This window comes from Agrobacterium sp. CCNWLW155, from assembly GCF_036888815.1.
GTDB classification, from domain to species: Bacteria; Pseudomonadota; Alphaproteobacteria; order Rhizobiales; family Rhizobiaceae; genus Agrobacterium; species Agrobacterium radiobacter.
This window is the reverse complement of the sequence record NZ_JBAKFW010000010.1, coordinates 120,582-138,532: the sequence shown is the minus strand read 5'-3', so window position 1 is coordinate 138,532 and position 17,951 is coordinate 120,582. Positions and strand designations below refer to the sequence as shown.

General features: G+C 56.7%; 18 protein-coding genes. 8 read left to right on the top strand and 10 right to left on the bottom strand.

Going from position 1 to position 17,951, the window contains the following annotated elements:
* The first annotated feature begins 128 nt into the window (after window positions 1-128).
* Window positions 129-731: a nitroreductase family protein gene (locus V6S97_RS23300; protein ID WP_334427801.1), complete on the top strand. Its 603-nt coding sequence runs from the start codon at window positions 129-131 to the stop codon at window positions 729-731.
* Between the two features lie 105 nt (window positions 732-836).
* Here V6S97_RS23300 and gyrB read toward each other — a convergent pair whose 3' ends face one another.
* The 5 genes from gyrB to V6S97_RS23275 form a co-directional block, all read right to left on the bottom strand.
* On the bottom strand, window positions 837-3,272 hold the full coding sequence (gyrB, locus tag V6S97_RS23295; protein ID WP_003505346.1) for a DNA topoisomerase (ATP-hydrolyzing) subunit B: 2,436 nt from the start codon (window positions 3,270-3,272) through the stop codon (window positions 837-839).
* 156 nt (window positions 3,273-3,428) lie between these two features.
* Entirely contained in the window at window positions 3,429-3,794 is a 366-nt protein-coding gene (locus V6S97_RS23290) for a helix-turn-helix domain-containing protein (RefSeq protein ID WP_003505345.1), read from the bottom strand.
* The gene (locus tag V6S97_RS23285) at window positions 3,791-4,360 is read right to left on the bottom strand and encodes a Smr/MutS family protein (RefSeq protein WP_003505344.1); all 570 of its coding nucleotides are present in this window, start codon (window positions 4,358-4,360) and stop codon (window positions 3,791-3,793) included. The genes V6S97_RS23290 and V6S97_RS23285 overlap by 4 nt, the downstream gene beginning before the upstream one ends.
* Window positions 4,360-5,469, bottom strand: coding sequence for a murein transglycosylase A (gene mltA / locus V6S97_RS23280; RefSeq protein ID WP_003505343.1), 1,110 nt, complete (start codon window positions 5,467-5,469; stop codon window positions 4,360-4,362). Before mltA ends, V6S97_RS23285 begins: the two co-directional genes overlap by 1 nt.
* A complete protein-coding gene (locus V6S97_RS23275; protein ID WP_003505341.1) occupies window positions 5,466-6,164 on the bottom strand; it encodes a Tim44/TimA family putative adaptor protein in 699 nt (232 codons plus the stop codon). The genes mltA and V6S97_RS23275 overlap by 4 nt, the downstream gene beginning before the upstream one ends.
* Window positions 6,165-6,304: 140 nt before the next feature.
* On the opposite strand from V6S97_RS23275, the gene V6S97_RS23270 reads away from it, so the two are divergent.
* Window positions 6,305-6,853, top strand: coding sequence for an FxsA family protein (locus tag V6S97_RS23270; RefSeq protein ID WP_003505340.1), 549 nt, complete (start codon window positions 6,305-6,307; stop codon window positions 6,851-6,853).
* A 102-nt stretch (window positions 6,854-6,955) separates the two neighbouring features.
* Window positions 6,956-7,438: a protein-export chaperone SecB gene (gene secB / locus V6S97_RS23265; protein ID WP_004444254.1), complete on the top strand. Its 483-nt coding sequence runs from the start codon at window positions 6,956-6,958 to the stop codon at window positions 7,436-7,438.
* 96 nt (window positions 7,439-7,534) lie between these two features.
* On the opposite strand, the gene dnaQ is transcribed toward secB, so the two are convergent.
* Genes dnaQ through V6S97_RS23240 form a run of 5 tightly spaced genes read right to left on the bottom strand, consistent with a single transcriptional unit; the run spans window position 7,535 to window position 11,139 of the window.
* Window positions 7,535-8,233 carry a DNA polymerase III subunit epsilon gene (gene dnaQ / locus V6S97_RS23260; protein WP_020010703.1) on the bottom strand — a complete coding sequence of 233 codons (699 nt, stop codon included), beginning with the start codon at window positions 8,231-8,233 and terminating at the stop codon, window positions 7,535-7,537.
* Window positions 8,226-8,834 (bottom strand): dephospho-CoA kinase, encoded by a 609-nt coding sequence (gene coaE / locus V6S97_RS23255; protein WP_020809714.1) that lies wholly within the window; start codon window positions 8,832-8,834, stop codon window positions 8,226-8,228. Before coaE ends, dnaQ begins: the two co-directional genes overlap by 8 nt.
* Window positions 8,834-9,694 (bottom strand): shikimate dehydrogenase, encoded by an 861-nt coding sequence (locus tag V6S97_RS23250; RefSeq protein ID WP_031233717.1) that lies wholly within the window; start codon window positions 9,692-9,694, stop codon window positions 8,834-8,836. The genes coaE and V6S97_RS23250 overlap by 1 nt, the downstream gene beginning before the upstream one ends.
* Window positions 9,687-10,286, bottom strand: a complete 600-nt coding sequence (locus V6S97_RS23245; protein WP_020809712.1) for a Maf-like protein — start codon at window positions 10,284-10,286, stop codon at window positions 9,687-9,689. The genes V6S97_RS23250 and V6S97_RS23245 overlap by 8 nt, the downstream gene beginning before the upstream one ends.
* Window positions 10,287-10,317: 31 nt before the next feature.
* Window positions 10,318-11,139, bottom strand: coding sequence for a pyruvate, water dikinase regulatory protein (locus V6S97_RS23240; RefSeq protein ID WP_003505331.1), 822 nt, complete (start codon window positions 11,137-11,139; stop codon window positions 10,318-10,320).
* Window positions 11,140-11,548: 409 nt separating this feature from the next.
* Between V6S97_RS23240 and hemE the strand changes: the two genes are divergently transcribed.
* The 5 genes from hemE (at window position 11,549) to mnmG (ending at window position 17,939) form a co-directional block, all read left to right on the top strand.
* Window positions 11,549-12,583, top strand: coding sequence for a uroporphyrinogen decarboxylase (gene hemE, locus V6S97_RS23235; RefSeq protein ID WP_031233715.1), 1,035 nt, complete (start codon window positions 11,549-11,551; stop codon window positions 12,581-12,583).
* Window positions 12,580-13,125, top strand: coding sequence for a protoporphyrinogen oxidase HemJ (gene hemJ, locus V6S97_RS23230; protein WP_020809711.1), 546 nt, complete (start codon window positions 12,580-12,582; stop codon window positions 13,123-13,125). Before hemE ends, hemJ begins: the two co-directional genes overlap by 4 nt.
* A gap of 185 nt (window positions 13,126-13,310) precedes the next feature.
* Window positions 13,311-14,576 carry a transcription termination factor Rho gene (gene rho, locus V6S97_RS23225; protein WP_004444236.1) on the top strand — a complete coding sequence of 422 codons (1,266 nt, stop codon included), beginning with the start codon at window positions 13,311-13,313 and terminating at the stop codon, window positions 14,574-14,576.
* An 87-nt stretch (window positions 14,577-14,663) separates the two neighbouring features.
* Complete coding sequence (gene mnmE / locus V6S97_RS23220; RefSeq protein ID WP_334427799.1) at window positions 14,664-15,995, top strand: tRNA uridine-5-carboxymethylaminomethyl(34) synthesis GTPase MnmE; 1,332 nt, start codon at window positions 14,664-14,666, stop codon at window positions 15,993-15,995.
* A 63-nt stretch (window positions 15,996-16,058) separates the two neighbouring features.
* Window positions 16,059-17,939 carry a tRNA uridine-5-carboxymethylaminomethyl(34) synthesis enzyme MnmG gene (gene mnmG, locus V6S97_RS23215; RefSeq protein ID WP_334427798.1) on the top strand — a complete coding sequence of 627 codons (1,881 nt, stop codon included), beginning with the start codon at window positions 16,059-16,061 and terminating at the stop codon, window positions 17,937-17,939.
* Window positions 17,940-17,951: the final 12 nt, after the last annotated feature.

Here is a 17,951-nt window from a genome sequence, read left to right as displayed (position 1 = left end):
GGAACTCTCTCCCGGTTGTCAGACAAGGTGATGCATATATGAACGATGCATTCATACTTGTCACCCCTTGACTGCGCCAAGTTTCGAAAAATACCTTTTCCTTCCCGTCAATCAAAAGGACATGGCCCGTGACGAACAGCAATTCCCGGCAATCCGAATATCCCGTTGATCCCCTCTTCCTTGATCGCTGGTCTCCCCGCGCCTTCGACGGCAACACCATGCCGCCCCAGCATCTGATGACCATTCTGGATGCGGCGCACTGGGCACCCTCCGCTTCCAACTATCAGCCATGGCGGTTTGTCTATGCGCACAAGGATAGTGAAGACTGGCCGCTCTTCGTGGAACTGCTGATGGAAGGAAACCAGCGCTGGGCAAAAAACGCCTCCGTGCTGCTCTTCGTCATTTCCCGCGACCATAACATCTCGCGCGAAGGTGAGAAAAAGCCATCCGCGACCCATTCCTTCGATGCGGGTGCTGCCTGGCTTTCGCTTGCCATGCAGGCGCATCTGCTCGGGTACCACGCCCACGGCATGGCCGGCATCTTGAAAGACCAAATCGTTGAGAGGCTAAATATTCCGGAAGGCTACAGGGTGGAGGCCGGGGTCGCCATCGGCACGTTGACCGACAAGTCCGTTCTTCCTGATGATCTGGCGGAACGGGAAGTACCGAGCAAGCGTCTGCCTCTTTCAGACGTGGCTTTTGAAGGACGCTTCACGGGCAAGACCGACTGATATCAGCTTGTCCGCACAAAACAAAAGGCCCGGCGGAAATTGACCGCCGGGCCTTTTGTTAAAGTTTCGTTTCACGTGAATCGTTACGCGAACTGCTCCACAGGATTAAATGTCGAGGTTTGCAACGCTCAGCGCATTTTCCTGGATGAAGTCGCGGCGCGGCTCCACTTCGTCACCCATCAGGCGGGCAAACAGGCCGTCAGCATCGGTGGCGTCGTTGACCTTGACTTGCAGAAGCGAGCGAACATTGGCGTCAAGCGTCGTTTCCCACAGCTGCTCGGCATTCATTTCGCCAAGACCCTTGTAGCGCTGCATGGAAAGACCCTTGCGCCCGGCCGCGAAAATCGCATCCAGCAGCGCGCGCGGACCAGCCAGTTCCATCGTGCCATCCTTGCGTTGCAGGACCGGCGGCGTGACGTAGATATCGCGCGTGCGGGCCGCGAGCTGATCGATATGGCGGGCATCGGCCGAACCGAGCAGGCCCATATCCAGCGTCGAGACTTCCTTGACGCCACGCACCATGCGCTCGAAGCGCAAACCGCCATCCTGCAGCACGGTGCCGGACCAGCCGCGTTCGGTTTCTTCCGCAATCATGTCAAGACGCCGCGCCACTTCGGCAACGGTTTCTTCGGCGCGGGCGGCATCGGCCGAAAGCTCGGGGTTCAGCGCGCCGGCAATGGCAGCCTGTTCCACGATCGAGCGGCTGTAACGGGAATGCAGCCCGTCGATCAGCGAGCGCATGCGCAACGCATCCAGAATGACTTCGCGAAGATCGGCGCCGACGCGCACTTCGCCAGAGCCGAGGGTCAGCGATGCTTCCTCGATACCCATGGAGATCAGGTACTCTTCCAGCGCCTTTTCATCCTTGAGGTACTGCACGGATTTGCCACGCGTGACCTTATAAAGCGGCGGCTGGGCGATATAGAGATGGCCGCGCTCGATCAGTTCCGGCATCTGGCGGAAGAAGAAGGTCAACAGCAGGGTACGGATGTGAGCGCCGTCGACGTCAGCATCTGTCATGATGATGATCTTGTGGTAACGCAGCTTGTCGGCGTTGAACTCGTCCTTGCCGATGGACGTGCCAAGTGCCGTGATCAGCGTACCGATTTCCTGGCTGGACAGCATCTTGTCGAAACGGGCGCGTTCGACATTGAGGATCTTGCCACGCAGCGGCAGGATCGCCTGCGTTTCGCGCGAGCGGCCCTGCTTGGCCGAACCGCCAGCGGAGTCACCCTCAACGAGGAAAAGTTCGGATTTCGCCGGATCGCGCTCGGAGCAGTCGGCAAGCTTGCCGGGCAGAGAGGCAATATCGAGCGCACCCTTGCGGCGCGTCAGTTCGCGCGCCTTGCGGGCGGCTTCGCGGGCAACCGCCGCTTCCACAACCTTGCCGACGAGGATTCTCGCGTCGGACGGATGTTCTTCCAGCCAGGTGGAGAGCGCTTCGTTGACGAGGCTTTCCACGACCGGACGCACTTCGGACGAAACGAGCTTGTCCTTCGTCTGCGAGGAAAACTTGGGGTCGGGAACCTTGACGGAAAGAATGGCCGTCAGACCTTCGCGGCAGTCCTCACCCTGCAGGCTTACCTTTTCCTTTTTCAGGATGCCGGAAGTTTCGGCATAGGAGGTCACCTGACGGGTCAGCGCCGCGCGGAAACCGGCCATATGGGTGCCGCCGTCGCGCTGGGGAATGTTGTTGGTAAAGCAGAGCACGTTCTCGTGGTAGCTGTCGTTCCACCAGAGCGCGACCTCAACCGTAATGCCGTCCTTTTCGCCCTTGATGGCGACAGGCTTGTCCACCAGCGGCTTCTTGGCACGGTCGAGATAACGGACGAAGGCTTCGAGGCCGCCATCATACAGCAGCTCTTCCTGCTTGATATCAGAATGGCGCTTGTCGGTGAGCAGGATGCGCACGCCGGAATTCAGGAATGCGAGCTCGCGCAGGCGATGCTCCAGCGTTCCATAATCATAGTCCGTCATGGTGAAGGTTTGCGGGCTTGCAAGGAATGTGACTTCCGTGCCCGAACGGCCTTCATATTCGCCAATGACGGAAAGCGGCGCATCAGCAACGCCATGGGTGAAGCCGATTTCATGCAGCTTGCCATTGCGGCGGATTCTGAGCTTCAGCCAGACCGAGAGCGCATTGACCACCGACACGCCCACGCCATGCAGGCCGCCGGACACCTTGTAGGAATTCTGGTCGAATTTACCGCCCGCATGCAGCTGGGTCATGATGACTTCGGCGGCAGAAACGCCTTCGGAAGAATGGATGTCGGTCGGAATGCCGCGTCCGTTATCCGTCACCGTCACGGAGCCATCGGCGTTCAGCGTCACCGTCACCAGATCGGCATGACCGGCGAGAGCCTCGTCGATGGCGTTGTCGACGACTTCATAGACCATGTGATGCAGGCCGGAACCGTCATCGGTGTCACCGATATACATGCCGGGCCGTTTGCGCACGGCATCAAGGCCCTTGAGAACCTTGATCGAATCGGCTCCATATTCCGCATTCGCGCCGACTTCGCTTGACGATGTTTCGGTCATAAGTACTCTTTCCAAAGTTTTCCTGGCCAGGTTTCCAGTGAGAAGGCCTGAAGCCAGCGAATCACTCAAATCCGACATGCGACTATAGAAATTCTACACCCAATCCCAAAGGCCGCATGCTTCAGGATGCTGAATAAAGCAGGGGATAGAGGGGTTTCAATCGCAAGAACGGCTTTTTTGCAGCAAGGCTGACAGTTCCTCTACCACACTCGGCGGCAGCTTGCGAATATCCCGTGCGAGACGGTTGGCGAAAGCCGTATATTGCGGCGGCAGGCCGACGGTGTCGATCACCACTTTCGGGTCGGACGAGCCGGCCAGAAAGAACAATTCCTCCGCCTCGTCCCAGATGATGTTGAAATATCCGGCGATACGCTGCAGCAGATCGAAGCTCGGCTTTCCACGCTTGCCATGCTCGAGCGCCGAAAGATAAGCCGGCGACACGCCGATAGCGGCGGCCATTTGTTTCTGCGTCACGCCCTTGCGTTCACGAAGCTGCCGCACTGCCTCCGCAAAGGGCGTCATGACTTTTCACCCCGCCGACGCGCCAGCCGCACATAAAGAGCGCCGTCGCCGCCGTGATTGGCGGATGCATCCTCATAGGATGAAATCAGGTGGCGGTATTCCGGTTTGGAAAACCACATGGGCACCGCCCTTTTCAACGCGCCATCGCTACCAATGGAACGCCCCTTGCCCGTTATGACGAGCACATGCCTGAGACCACGTTCATGCGCGCGCAACAGAAAATCAAGCAGCACCGCATGGGCTTCGCTCTGGAACATACCGTGAAGATCGATCCGCCCTTCCAGCGGTAGCCGGCCACGGGTGAGCTTGCGCTTGACCGGTTTTTCCATCGGCTGATGAATTTTCGGCTTTTTGTCCGGAGCCGCTGATGGCGGCTCGGCCGGCTCCGCAAGCATGCGCGGAAAGCTGCTTTTGCCGGTCTGGGAAACCTCGGGTTCAACCAGAGGCTCCTCCATGTCCTCGAAAGCCAGCAAATCTTCCAGTCTGCCGGAGATCGGCCGCGTGGTTTTTGCGACCTTTCCCCACAGAATGCGCTCTTCCTTGCCGAGCTTGCGACTGCTCTTCATCACCGATACCTCTCCGCAGCAACCCGCGGTATCAGTATATAAAAGTCGGCCTCATTGCGCACCGTACCGGCAAGCTCTCCTGCTTCGAAACCGGAGCCGGTGAAGATATCGCCACGGGCCGGGCCGACAATGGCTGAACCCGTATCGAGCGCCAGCATAAGCCGCGCAAAAGGTTTTCCGTCATCGAGATGAGTTAGCGACGGTGAATGGATGAAGAAGGGAAGCCCGAACGTGTGGATGAGCCTGTCCACCGCAAGCGCGCGCGCGGCGACAAGCGGCACCTTTGCGGCGGCAATCGGCCCCATATCCTGATCAGCGACATCCGCCTCCCGGAAAAAAATATAGGAGCGGTTATGCCATAGCACCCCATCCACCTTGTCGGGATGGTCAGCGAGCCATTTGCGGATCGTCTGCATCGATACGGTTTTCGGATCAAGTTCCCCGCGATCGAGAAGCAGACGGCCAATCGGGGAAAAAGCATGCCCGGCCTTGGCCGCATAGGTAATGCGCTTTACCGCGCCGTCAGGAAAAACCAGACGTGCCGCCCCCTGCACATGGACGAAAAACAGGTCGACCTTCGATTTCGCCCAGGCAATCTCAAGGCCCCTGCCCTCCAGATGCCCTTCATCGATCGCCTGGCGGTCGGGAAAATAGGAAATACCGTCCTCGTCCGCCCCGCCGAAAGCATAGGACGGATCGAAGCCAGCGGGCCGATTGGTATCGTCGATATCCACCAGTTCGGGCGGCCGGCGGTAAATCGGATAACGCCAGATGTCGTCGGGTTCAGATGACACTTCCAGTTCGGGTTCGTAAAAAGCGGTTACGAAACCGCTTTTTCCCGGAGCCGAAGAAATCCTGAAAGGCACGCAATTGGTTTCGAAAAACCGGCGCGCCTGTTCCGGACTTTTTGCTGGGTTTTTCTCAGCATTTTCCAGAAGCGAAACAAGTTCCGCCGCCGTGACCCCGAGCGCGCCGGTCCTGTAGGGTTTTGCGTTCCGAAGATGCGACAGGATTGTCGCCATCGCGGGAAAAAGCTTGCCCGGATCGTCTTGCCGCCATCCGGGCAGGTCGCTGAAAGAAACTTCCTCGATCGAATAGGGCGCGGTCATTGCTCGGATTCAGTAGCGATCAGCTTCCAGTTCGGATCACGCGAGCGGATATCGCGCGAGAAGGTCCAGATATCATCCACCTCCGCAACCGTATCCGGATCGCCATCCACCAGCTTGCCGTCCTTGTCATAGGTCGCCGAAATCAGCTGGCTGATGATCCTCAAGGTGATCTGCACTTCGGAATCGCGCACACCGGCCTGGGTAATATCTGCTTTCTCGATGCCCACGAAGGTGGACTTCACCACCTCGCCACGACCTTCACGCTCGGAAATCGCCGCTTCGAAACCATCGAAAACCTCCTTCGACAGAAGGTTCTTGAGCGTCTTGCGATCCCCATCGGCAAAACCCATGACGATCATTTCATAAGCCATGCGAGCGCCGTTCAGGAATTCCTTGGGACCGAAGGACGGGTCCCTGGTCATCACCTCACGCAGCGATGCATTGAGTGGGCTATCGACGGGCGCTAGCGCATCCGCCTCGGCAAAGCGGTTCTCATCCTCTGCCTCGCTGCGTTTCGGCAAGGTCACGACCTTGTTATCATCTGCAACGGGGCCCTTTGCCACATCTCGCGGGCTATAGGGGTCGAATGGCGGCTTCTCATTGCCCGTGCGGCGGCCAAGGACACTGCGCAGCTGAAAGAAGATCAGCACCGCTGCAACGAGAAAAAACAATGTGATAAAGTCGCTAAAGCCCATGTTTTACCAAAACCGCCATTTAAATTCGAAAACCTCACCATCATATAGTCTGCATCTTATCATCATTCAAATGTGCAGATTCAATCATCGGTGTCCCGGGAACCGGCAATCTGCCAGAGATGCACACGCAAGGCTAGAAGATGCGTTTTTCCTTTCTCCCCATCGTCATCCTGATGATGCCCATTCTCGAAATTGCCGGCTTCATTATCGTCGGCAAAGCGATCGGCTTGTGGCTGACATTGGCGCTTGTCCTGTTCACGTCGTTTCTGGGGCTCCTGATCCTACGTCTCGGCGGCATCGGCATGGTGAGAAACCTTCAGGATGCGGGCCGCACCGGCGCGCAGCCGGCGGATGAACTGGTGAATGGCGCCATGCGCGTCGTTGCCGGGATCCTGCTTATCATTCCCGGCTTCATTACCGACATTCTCGGCCTTCTGCTTCTGTCTCCGATCGTACGGCGGTTTTTCTGGAAAGCCTTCGGACCGCGGGTCGTCGTTGCGGGTTCGTTTCGGCAATCCGGCCAGCAATCCGGTCCTCAGCCCGGTGATTTTTCCGGCTTTCGCAACGGTCCGGGACATGCCGGCAATTCGAAGGTGGTGGATCTCGACGAGGAGGAGTTTCACCGCGAGGAGCCAAAGGGTTCCCCATGGTCGCGCAAACCTGATGATCGCGACCTGCCCAAACCCTGATCTCGGGCGGAATGGATCGCGATGACCCGATCACGAAGGGTTGTAAGCCCCGGGTCGAAATGATAGACCGCCTTCCACGAATTCACGCCGTGAGGAAACGTAATGACCGCTGAAAATGGTGCACAGGGCGCAGTAAGTCCTTCCCTCAACATTCTTGCCCAGTACATCAAGGATCTTTCCTTCGAAAATCCGGGTGCTCCCCGTTCGCTTCAGGCCCGTGAGAATGCGCCTTCGATCAACATCAATGTCAACGTCAACGCAAACCCGATCTCCGGTTCGGATTTCGACGTTGTCCTGACACTGAATGCGGAAGCCAAGGATGGCGACAAGGTCCTGTTTGCGGCCGAGCTGGTTTATGGCGGCGTGTTCCGCATTGCCGGCTTCCCGCAGGAACATATGCTGCCGGTACTCTTCATCGAGTGCCCGCGCCTGCTGTTCCCCTTCGCCCGCCAGATCATCGCCGACGTCACCCGCAATGGCGGCTTCCCGCCGCTGATGATCGACCCGATCGATTTCGCGCAGATGTTTGCGCAGCGCGTTGCCGAAGAACAGGCCAAGGCCCAGGTTCAGGCTGTACCGAACTAAGCGGCGCCCAACGCCCTGCATTGCAGATAAAACAAAACCCGGGTTCTGCCCGGGTTTTTCTTTGGCCAGAGTTCCATTTCAACGCCTCAGCAGGCGTCAATTCTGGTAGCGGTTCCAGATTGCCTTGTCGCCCATGCCGAGAACGAGCTTGCCATGGGCCGCGACCGTTTCCGCATCCAGTCTTGAGGGCAAGGGGCTCGGTCTTTGCAGCGGCTCAAGCGGCACATCGTCCTCGATGACAATAGTTTCCTGCTTGGCGGCGGAACCGAAACCGAGCGCCGTCTGACGCCCGCCGATCATCTCAATATAGACTTCGGCCAGCAGTTCGGAGTCGAGAAGCGCGCCGTGCTTGGTACGGTGGGAATTATCGATACCATAACGCCGACAAAGCGCATCCAGCGAGTTCGGCCCCATAGGGTGCTTGCGGCGGGCAAGCGAAAGCGTGTCTGTCACCAGTTCGGCGGACACCGGTTCGATGCCGAGGCGTGCGAATTCCGCGTTGATGAAGCCCATGTCGAATGTGGCATTGTGCGCCACCCAGCGCGCACCATCGAAGAAGTCGCGAATCTGGTCGACGACTTCGGCGAATTTCGGTTTGTCTTTCAGAAACTCGTCGGTAATGCCGTGAACGGCAAGCGCGTCGGGATGAACCTTGCGATCTTCCGGGCTGATATAGAGATGCAGCGTGCGGCCGGTAGGAAAGTGGTTGATCAGCTCGATACCGCCGATTTCAATCACACGGTCCAGCTTCGACTCAAGGCCCGTGGTTTCCGTATCGAAAATGATCTCACGCATTCATCTCTCCGCGGCGCGACTCAGCGGCCAGTTTCTGCAATATCTCTCTTACCTGATCCCGTGCTGCTTCGACACCACTTCCGGAATCGACGATAAAATCGGCACGCCGGCGCTTCTCCGCATCGGGCGTCTGTCGCGCGAGGATCATTTCGAATTTCTCTTCCGTCATGCCGGGTCGGGACAAAACCCGCTCCCGCTGAATCTCCGGCGCACAACTTACCACCACGACTTTATCGACGCGGCTTTCCGCACCGGTTTCGAACAGCAGAGGAATATCGAGGAGGGCGAATTGCCGATCGTCTTTCCTTGCCACAGCCAGAAAAGCTTCCTGCCTCTTGCGCACCAGCGGATGCACGATTTCCTCTAACCTGCCAAAATTAGCCGGATTCTTCCGTAAGACATCGCCGAGTTTCTGCCTGTCCACCACACCGGAAACGGTGGTACCGGGAAAGGCTGCCTCAATCAGCGGAACGGCTTCGGTCCGGTATAGCCCATGCACGACCTCATCCGAATCGAGAACTGGGACCCCTTCCCCGGCAAACAGCTTGGCGGTCGTCGTTTTTCCCATTCCAATCGAGCCGGTAAGACCGATGACGATCATCAATGTTTCTCCATGTCCTCGATGATGAGAGAACGCAGGGTTTCATCGACCTCAGGCATTTTGCCGAACCATCGCCTGAAACCGGGTTTTGCCTGATGAAGCAGCATGCCTAATCCGTCGACTGTCGCAATGCCTTGCTCTTCCGCCATCTTCAGGATCGGGGTCTTTAAAGGCACATAGACGATATCGGTCACGACGGCCTGGGCGGCCAGCGGCGAAAAATCGAGATGCGGCGCTTCTGTTCCATCCATGCCGAGCGATGTCGTGTTCACGAAAAGCCCGGCGCCCTGCATGACCTCATGAAGCGCTGCCTGGGGGTGGGAAAAGACCCGCGGCCCAAAACGGTCAGCCAGTTCTCGCGCACGCTCGACGGTACGGTTCAGGACATGGATCTCGGCAATACCACGATCACGCAGGGACTGAATAACCGCCCGGCTTGCGCCGCCGGCACCCAAAATCACGGCCCGCTCGGCCTTGTCCCAGCCCGGATGACGTTCATCGAGATTGGCGACGAAACCGTAACCATCCGTATTGGTGGCGCGAAGACTGCCCTCCTCCATCCAGACAGTGTTGGCGGCGCCGAGTTCTTCCGCCAGAGCATCGGGTTTATCTGCCAGCCGATAGGCCGCTTCCTTATGGGGAATAGTGACATTGCCGCCGACGGGTGTGCCCGGCTTGCCTTCCTTCAGCACTGCAATGAAATTCGTGAAATCATCAGGAGAGACTTCAACGGCCTTATACGAACCGGCAATCCCGAATTTCTTCAACCAGTAAGAATGGATAATAGGCGACCGCGAATGCTTGATCGGGTAACCGACAACGAAGGCATTTATGGTTAATGTTTCACGTGAATCAGCCATCGATGACATCCATGTCGCGCAGTTTCGATAAAAGCGGCAGAAGCGGCAGACCTAGAATGGTGAAATAATCGCCCTTGATTGAGGTGAATAGCTGGATTCCCTCTCCCTCAAGCTGGTAAGCGCCGACACTGCTCAAGGCCTTTTCGCCCACCCGTTTCAGGTGACGGGAGACAAATTCTGCACTTAATGTTCGAACGCCTAGCTCGGCGCTGGAAACGGTCTGCCACACCACCTCTCCATGCCGGACGAGAACGGCAGCGCTGTTCAGACGATGGACCTTGCCGGACAATGAGAGCAGATGCGCTTCGGCCTCCACCATCGTTTTTGGCTTGTGATAGACACGGGCACCAAGCGCCATGGTCTGGTCGCAGCCGAGAACCAGTGCTTCCGGATGGAGCGCGCCGACCGCAAGAGCCTTGGCCCTGGCAAGTTCCAGTGCGACCTCTTCCGGGCTGGCGCCGTCTCGTTCCAGCTGCTCATCGAGCGCACGCTCATCAATATCCGCCGGGATTGCCGAAAATGTCAGCCCCGCATTGCGCATCAGCATCTGGCGGGATGCGCTGGACGAGGCGAGGATCAACTCTTGTTTCATCGACTGTCTGCTCCGAATGGTGCGATCCGGATTATCGCGTCCTCGAGCGGAGGGCAAGGATGGCTGCGGCCGTTTCCTCGATGGAGCGGCGTGTGACATCAATCAGCGGCCAATTATTGCGGGCGCAGAGCGCGCGCGCATATTTCAGCTCTTCCATGATGGTGGCGCGATCCGTGTAACGCCCGCTGTCAAATCCGCCCGTCGCGCCCAACTCCCGGTTTTCACGCACCTGCGATATACGATCCGATGTCGCGACCAGACCCACAATCAGCGGCCGGGTGGCGGCATAGAGGCTTTCCGGCAAAGGCACATTGGGAACAACCGGAATATTGGCAGTCTTTATTCCCCTGTTGGCGAGATAGATGCTGGTTGGTGTTTTTGATGTGCGGCTGATGCCGATGATAACAATATCAGCCTCGTCATAGGTTTCCGGCATTTGCCCATCATCATGATCCATGGCGAAATTGAGCGCCTCGATCCGGGCAAAATAATCCGCATTCAACGCGTGCTGCGCGCCCACCCGCCGTCGGGACGGCGCACCGAGATAAGTCTGGAAAATACCAATGATCGGTTCGAGGACGTTGACGCAGGGCACCCCGATCGCATGGCACCGCAGATCCAGGAACTCGGCCAGCTGCTGATCGACGATGGTATAGAGGACGATACCCGGCTCCTTGTCGATGAGGTCGACCACCTGCGCGAGCTGTTTCTGGTTTCGGATCATCGGATAGACATGTTCCACCGGCATTGAGGCGTGAAACTGGGCCGAGACGGCACGACCGGCCGACATCAGAGTCTCGCCGGTTGAGTCCGAAATCAGGTGCAGATGGAAGAAGCTTTTTTTGTTCTCCACGCTGTTTTTCTCCCGCTGTTGATAAACCGGGACAAATCCCCGAATTGCCCTGCGGGTCGAACCGCGCCGTGAATAAAGTGGTGTTTTTCCACAATCCGCAAGTGGCTTCAATCATCGCCGGCGCGCCTGTGAATTATTTGAAGAATGTGGAGTTGTTCAAAAATTCTCCCCAGATTATCCACAGATATGCGGTTTTCTGGTTCGGCGGTAACTAAATGAAATAATTTAGTAAATTGTCGTTTTCCGAATTATCTACGAGCAAGCACATCGACAATATCCTCAGGTACCTGATGGGCCTTGCAACTGCGGCATTTCGACTGGAATGATTTTAATCCTTGCTACTCACAGACTCTAAGAAATAGAAAATCTTTTAAATCTCTTTGATTTTATTTTTTAGAAGCTAGGTGCCATGAGCGAACGCAAGGTTATGACGGTGTTGAACGGGCAGACGGTCGCGCCGCCGCCCATTTGGCTGATGCGACAGGCTGGGCGCTATCTTCCCGAGTATCGGGAAACGCGGAAGAGTGCCGGAAGTTTCCTCGATCTCTGTTATAACCCCGAGCTGGCAACGGAGGTCACTCTCCAGCCCATTCGCCGGTTCGGGCTGGATGCCGCAATTCTCTTTTCCGATATTCTGGTGATACCCGACGCGCTTCACCGCAACGTCTCCTTCAGCGAAGGCAAGGGTCCTGCCATGGACCCGATCGATGTCAGTGGTATCGAGAAGCTGGATGCCGCAAATGTCATGGCGCATCTTTCGCCCGTTTTCGAAACCGTTTCCCGTTTGCGTAAGACCTTGCCGGATGAAACGACGCTTCTCGGCTTTTGCGGCGCGCCCTGGACGGTTGCGACCTACATGATCGCGGGACATGGAACACCGGATCAGGCTCCGGCGCGGCTGTTCGGTTATCAGGAGCCGGCCGCCATGGAAAAGCTGCTGGCTTTTCTTGCCGATGTTTCCGCTGATTATCTGGTGGCGCAGATCGATGCCGGCGCCGATGCGGTGCAGATATTCGATTCCTGGGCCGGTGTGCTCGGTGAGAAGGAATTCGAGGATTATGCGATAAAGCCGGTTGCCCGCATTATCGCATCGGTGCGCGCCCGTCGGCCCTCGGCAAAGATCATCGCTTTCGCCAAAGGGGCCGGTTATCTTCTCAAAGATTATCGTCGCAAGACGGGCGCTGACGCCATCGGGCTCGACTGGTCGGTGCCGCTCGGTTTTGCCAGGGACTTGCAGAAGGAAGGCCCGGTGCAGGGCAATCTGGATCCCATGCTGATGGTAGCGGGCGGCAAGGCCTTGCAGGATGGCATCGACGCTGTTTTGCAGGCGCTGGGACAGGGTCCGCTGATCTTCAATCTAGGCCATGGCATTACCCCGCAGGCTGACCCGGAAAACGTCACCCGGCTGGTGCAGCGCGTGCGCGGCGGTGGAGCCGGGGCATGAGTGATGAAAAACAAACCTCCGCCCGTTCCGGCAATCGCGCGGCTCTGCGCGCCGGCATTGCACTTGGTGTCTTTGCCGCTTTCGTCGCCCTGTTATTTTATGCTGATCCGGCCGATCTCTATCTGTGGGTCAAGGCGCTGCATATCATCGCCGTGATTTCCTGGATGGCGGCGATTTTTTACCTGCCGCGGCTTTTCATCTACCACACCGATGCACCCGTCGGTTCGCAGCAATCCGAAACCTTCAAGGTCATGGAGCAGCGGCTGATCAAGGTCATCATGAACCCGGCGATGATGATTTCCTGGATATTGGGGCTTTATCTCGCATGGTCGGTTTATGGTTTTTCCGGCGGCTGGCTGCATGCAAAAATCGGGCTGGTGGTGCTTTTGACAGCGACGCATGTTTATTTCACCCGCAGTGCGAAGCGTTTTGCGCGGGATGAAAATACAAGACCTGCCCGTCACTGGCGGTTGATGAATGAAGTTCCGACCCTGCTGATGATCCTGATTGTCATACTTGTGGTTGTGAAACCCTTCGGTTAAGACGGTGCGACGATAAATTTCGCGGAATTCGTGCTTTCCTCTTGCAGCGGCCGTGTTCAATCGCTATTTTCGGACCACTCATCTTCGTGGCATGTGAATTATTCAGTCATCTGCGGTGTCTCCCTCAGCATCTGATTCGCGAACACGCCCTCCCCCAAATTACATTATCAAACGGTCTTTCCTTCATGGCTGAAATGAAGCTTCAGGAACTTAAGAGCAAATCGCCTACCGACTTGCTGACTTTTGCTGAATCCCTGGAAGTTGAAAATGCGAGCACCATGCGCAAGCAGGAGCTTATGTTCGCAATCCTCAAGGTTCTCGCGAGCCAGGACATCGAAATAATCGGCGAAGGCGTCGTTGAAGTCCTGCAGGACGGGTTCGGATTCCTGCGGTCCGCAAACGCAAACTATCTGCCCGGTCCGGACGATATCTATATTTCGCCCTCGCAGATCCGCCGGTTCTCGCTGAAGACCGGTGATACCGTTGAAGGCCCGATCCGCGGCCCCAAGGAAGGCGAGCGTTATTTCGCACTTCTCAAGGTCAACACGATCAATTTCGACGATCCTGAAAAGATCCGCCACAAGGTTCACTTCGACAATCTGACGCCGCTCTACCCGAATGAGCGCTTCAAGATGGAACTGGATGTTCCGACCTCGAAGGACCTGTCGTCGCGTGTGATCGATCTCGTCGCGCCGCTCGGCAAGGGTCAGCGCGGATTGATCGTGGCGCCGCCGCGCACCGGTAAGACGGTTCTGCTGCAGAACATCGCCCATTCCATCACGGCAAACCATCCGGAATGCTACCTGATCGTTCTCCTGATCGATGAGCGTCCGGAAGAAGTGACCGACATGCAGCGTTCGGTGAAGGGCGAGGTTGTTTCCTCTACCTTTGACGAGCCGGCAGTCCGTCACGTGCAGGTCGCTGAAATGGTCATCGAAAAGGCGAAGCGTCTGGTCGAACACGGCCGCGATGTTGTCATCCTGCTCGATTCCATCACCCGTCTTGGCCGCGCCTACAACACGGTTGTTCCCTCCTCCGGCAAGGTCCTGACTGGTGGTGTGGATGCCAACGCCCTGCAGCGCCCGAAGCGTTTCTTCGGCGCTGCTCGTAACATCGAGGAAGGCGGTTCGCTGACGATTATTGCCACGGCGCTGATCGATACCGGCAGCCGTATGGACGAAGTCATCTTCGAAGAGTTCAAGGGTACCGGCAACTCGGAAATCGTGCTTGACCGCAAGGTTGCCGACAAGCGTATCTTCCCGGCTCTGGATATTCTCAAATCCGGTACGCGTAAGGAGGACCTGCTGGTGCCGCGCCAGGATCTGCAGAAGATTTTCGTTCTTCGCCGCATTCTCGCGCCGATGGGAACGATGGACGCCATCGAATTCCTGATCGACAAGCTGAAGCAGACAAAGAACAATTCGGATTTCTTCGAATCAATGAATACCTGATCCGAACTTTTAGCCGGATTCATCATAAGATCTGTAAAGCCGTATCCGTTCACTCGGATGCGGCTTGACTGTTTTAGACCGAGGTAAATGATGCCAGCTTCCGCCGATACGATCTATGCGCTTTCCAGCGGTGCCTTGCCTGCTGGCGTCGCTGTTCTCAGGATCAGCGGGTCAGGGGCTTTTGATGCCTTGAAGATGCTGACGGGTCGGGAACTTCCATCACCAAGAAAGACCACACTCTGCTCGATTCGGAATCGAAACAATGAGGTGATCGACCAGGCGCTGGTAATTGCTTTTCCAGCGCCAAATTCTTTCACCGGTGAGGATTGCGTCGAAATTCATAGCCACGGCAGTCGCGCGGTTATGGCTTCGATTTTTACCGAACTCGAAAACCTCAGTGGATTTCGACCCGCTGACGCTGGCGAATTTTCCCGTAGAGCCTTCGAGAACGGGAAGATGGACCTCCTTGAGGTCGAAGGTCTGGCAGACCTGTTGCAGGCCGAAACGGAAATGCAGCGGCGGCTGGCGGTGGAACAGAGCACCGGCAAATTATCGGCACTCTATGATGGCTGGGCCAGCCGCCTGACGCGTGCTCGTGCCCTCATTGAAGCGGAACTGGATTTTGCTGACGAGGAGGATGTTCCGGATTCGGTGGCGACACAGGTTTGGGATGCAATGGTGCAGTTGCGCGAGGAAATCCGTGATCATCTCCAGGGAGGCGGAAGTGGTGAAATCATCCGTGACGGGTTCAAGGTTGCGCTCGTTGGCGAACCGAACGCGGGTAAATCCACCCTCTTGAACGCCCTGAGCGGCCGAGACGTTGCGATCGTTACCGACATTGCCGGCACGACGAGAGATGTCTTGAGTGTCGATATCAATCTGGAAGGATATCTGGTCCGGATATTTGATACGGCAGGAATACGGGAAACACAGGATGTCGTGGAACTGGAGGGCGTGCGGCGTGCAGTTCTGACGGCTGAAACGGCAGATCTTATTCTGCTGCTGCAAGATAATGATTCGATCCCGAAACAATCTCTCGAATCATTCAAAAATCAGAGCTATCTACGGGTCAGAACAAAAACTGCACCTCATCCCGCTATATTGGACGATGAATTTGATTTGTCTATCTCAGCCAAAGAAGGGATAGGCCTGAACGAATTGCGTTCGGTGCTTAAGCGGGAAATAGAAAAACGCGTCGGCGCGGGCCAGACTTTGGTTCCTGCCCGTGCCCGTCATAAAAAACGACTTGAAGAGACGCTGAACTATGTTAGTGATGCGCTCAATTCCGCGACCCCAGACCTTGCTATAAGGTCGGAATATTTGAGGCTCGCCGCCACATCGCTCGGACGGATCACCGGCCGTGTTGATGTGGAAGATTTGCTGGGCGTGATCTTCTCGGAATTCTGCATAGGAAAATGATTCACGTGAAACATCGGCGGCTGAGACCGTGATGTTGACGCTGACGGAACAGGGCGCAAGGATATGCACCAGTCATTCGATGTCATTGTTATTGGTGGTGGTCACGCGGGTAGCGAAGCCGCCGCCGCGGCTGCAAGGCACGGTGCAAAGACCGCCCTTGTGACCCACAAGCGCGAGACGATTGGCGTCATGTCCTGCAACCCCGCTATCGGCGGTCTCGGCAAGGGGCATCTCGTTCGTGAGATCGATGCGCTGGATGGTTTGATGGGCCGCGTTGCCGATGCGGCGGGTATTCAGTTCCGCATGCTCAATCGCAAGAAGGGTCCCGCTGTTCGCGGGCCGCGCACACAGGCCGATCGACGGCTTTATCGCGAGGCGATGCAGCGTGAAATCGATGGGATTGAAAACCTGACGATTATTGAGGGTGATGCTTTCGATATTGAAATGGCCGATGATCGGGTCGCGGCGGTCATCATGAAAAACGGTAGCCGGATTCCTTGCGGCGCCGTCGTGCTGACGAGCGGCACCTTCCTGCGTGGTCTCATTCATATCGGTTCCGAAAAGATTCCGGCGGGGCGCGTAGGAGAAATGCCGTCTCTAGGTCTCTCGGACACGCTCTCGCGGCTGGGTCTTGTTATGGGTCGTCTGAAAACAGGGACCCCGGCCCGACTGGACGGACGTACGATTGATTGGAATGCGGTGGATCGCCAGGCGGCTGATGAGGATCCTGTACCGTTTTCCTTCATGACGGATCGTATTGTTAATCCCCAGATCGAATGTGGCGTCACTCGCACCACGCCGGCTGGTCACAATATTATCAAGGACAATATTCATCTATCGGCAATGTACTCCGGTCAGATCGAAGGGGTTGGTCCGCGTTATTGCCCCTCAATCGAAGACAAGATAACCCGTTTCGGCGAGCGGGACGGCCACCAGATATTTCTTGAGCCGGAAGGCCTTGATGATCACACCATCTATCCGAACGGCATATCGACTTCCCTGCCCGCTTCCGTGCAGGAGCAATTTATCAGGACGATACCCGGGCTTGAACAGGTTACAATTCTCCAGCCTGGTTATGCGATCGAATATGATTATGTCGATCCGCGCGAGCTGAAGCCGTCTCTGGAATGCCGCAAGATTCCGGGGCTGTTTCTTGCCGGCCAGATCAACGGCACGACCGGTTATGAAGAAGCGGGTGCCCAGGGCCTCGTGGCTGGTCTGAACGCTTCGCTTTATGCGGGCGATGCTGATCCAGTCTATTTCAGCCGCACCGAGTCCTATATCGGTGTCATGATCGATGACCTGACGTCAAAGGGTGTCAGTGAACCCTACCGGATGTTTACATCAAGAGCGGAGTATCGCCTCTCGCTGCGCGTGGATAATGCGGATCTGCGACTTACACCAGTCGGCCAGATGGTGGGCATTGTCGGTCGTGAGCGGCAGGAACGCTTTGCAAAGTTCATTTCCGATCTGGATCGTGGTCGTGAGTTGATGAAGGCAATCTCCATCAGTCCGTCCCAGGCGGCAAAACAGGGATTGAAACTCAATCAGGACGGCCAGCGCCGTTCCGTTTATGAATTACTCGCCTATCCTGATATGACGTTGGAGACCCTCACCGGACATTGGCCTGAATTGGGCGCGCTTGGCAGGAAAGTCGCCGAAGTCTTGCAGATCGAAGCGAGCTATGCGGTCTATATGCAGAGGCAGAGCGCTGATATCGTTGATATCAAACGGGATGAAGACAGGAAAATTCCCGACGATTTCGACTTTAAGGACCTCTCCGGCCTCTCCAATGAGCTTAAACAAAAGCTGGAAAAGGCCCGTCCCGAAAATATTGCGCAGGCCGCCCGTGTTGACGGCATGACACCGGCTGCGATATCGCTGCTGCTCGCGCTTCTGCGGAAGGACTCCGCAACGCGAAATGAAAAATTGCGCATGCACTAATAGCGAGTCGGA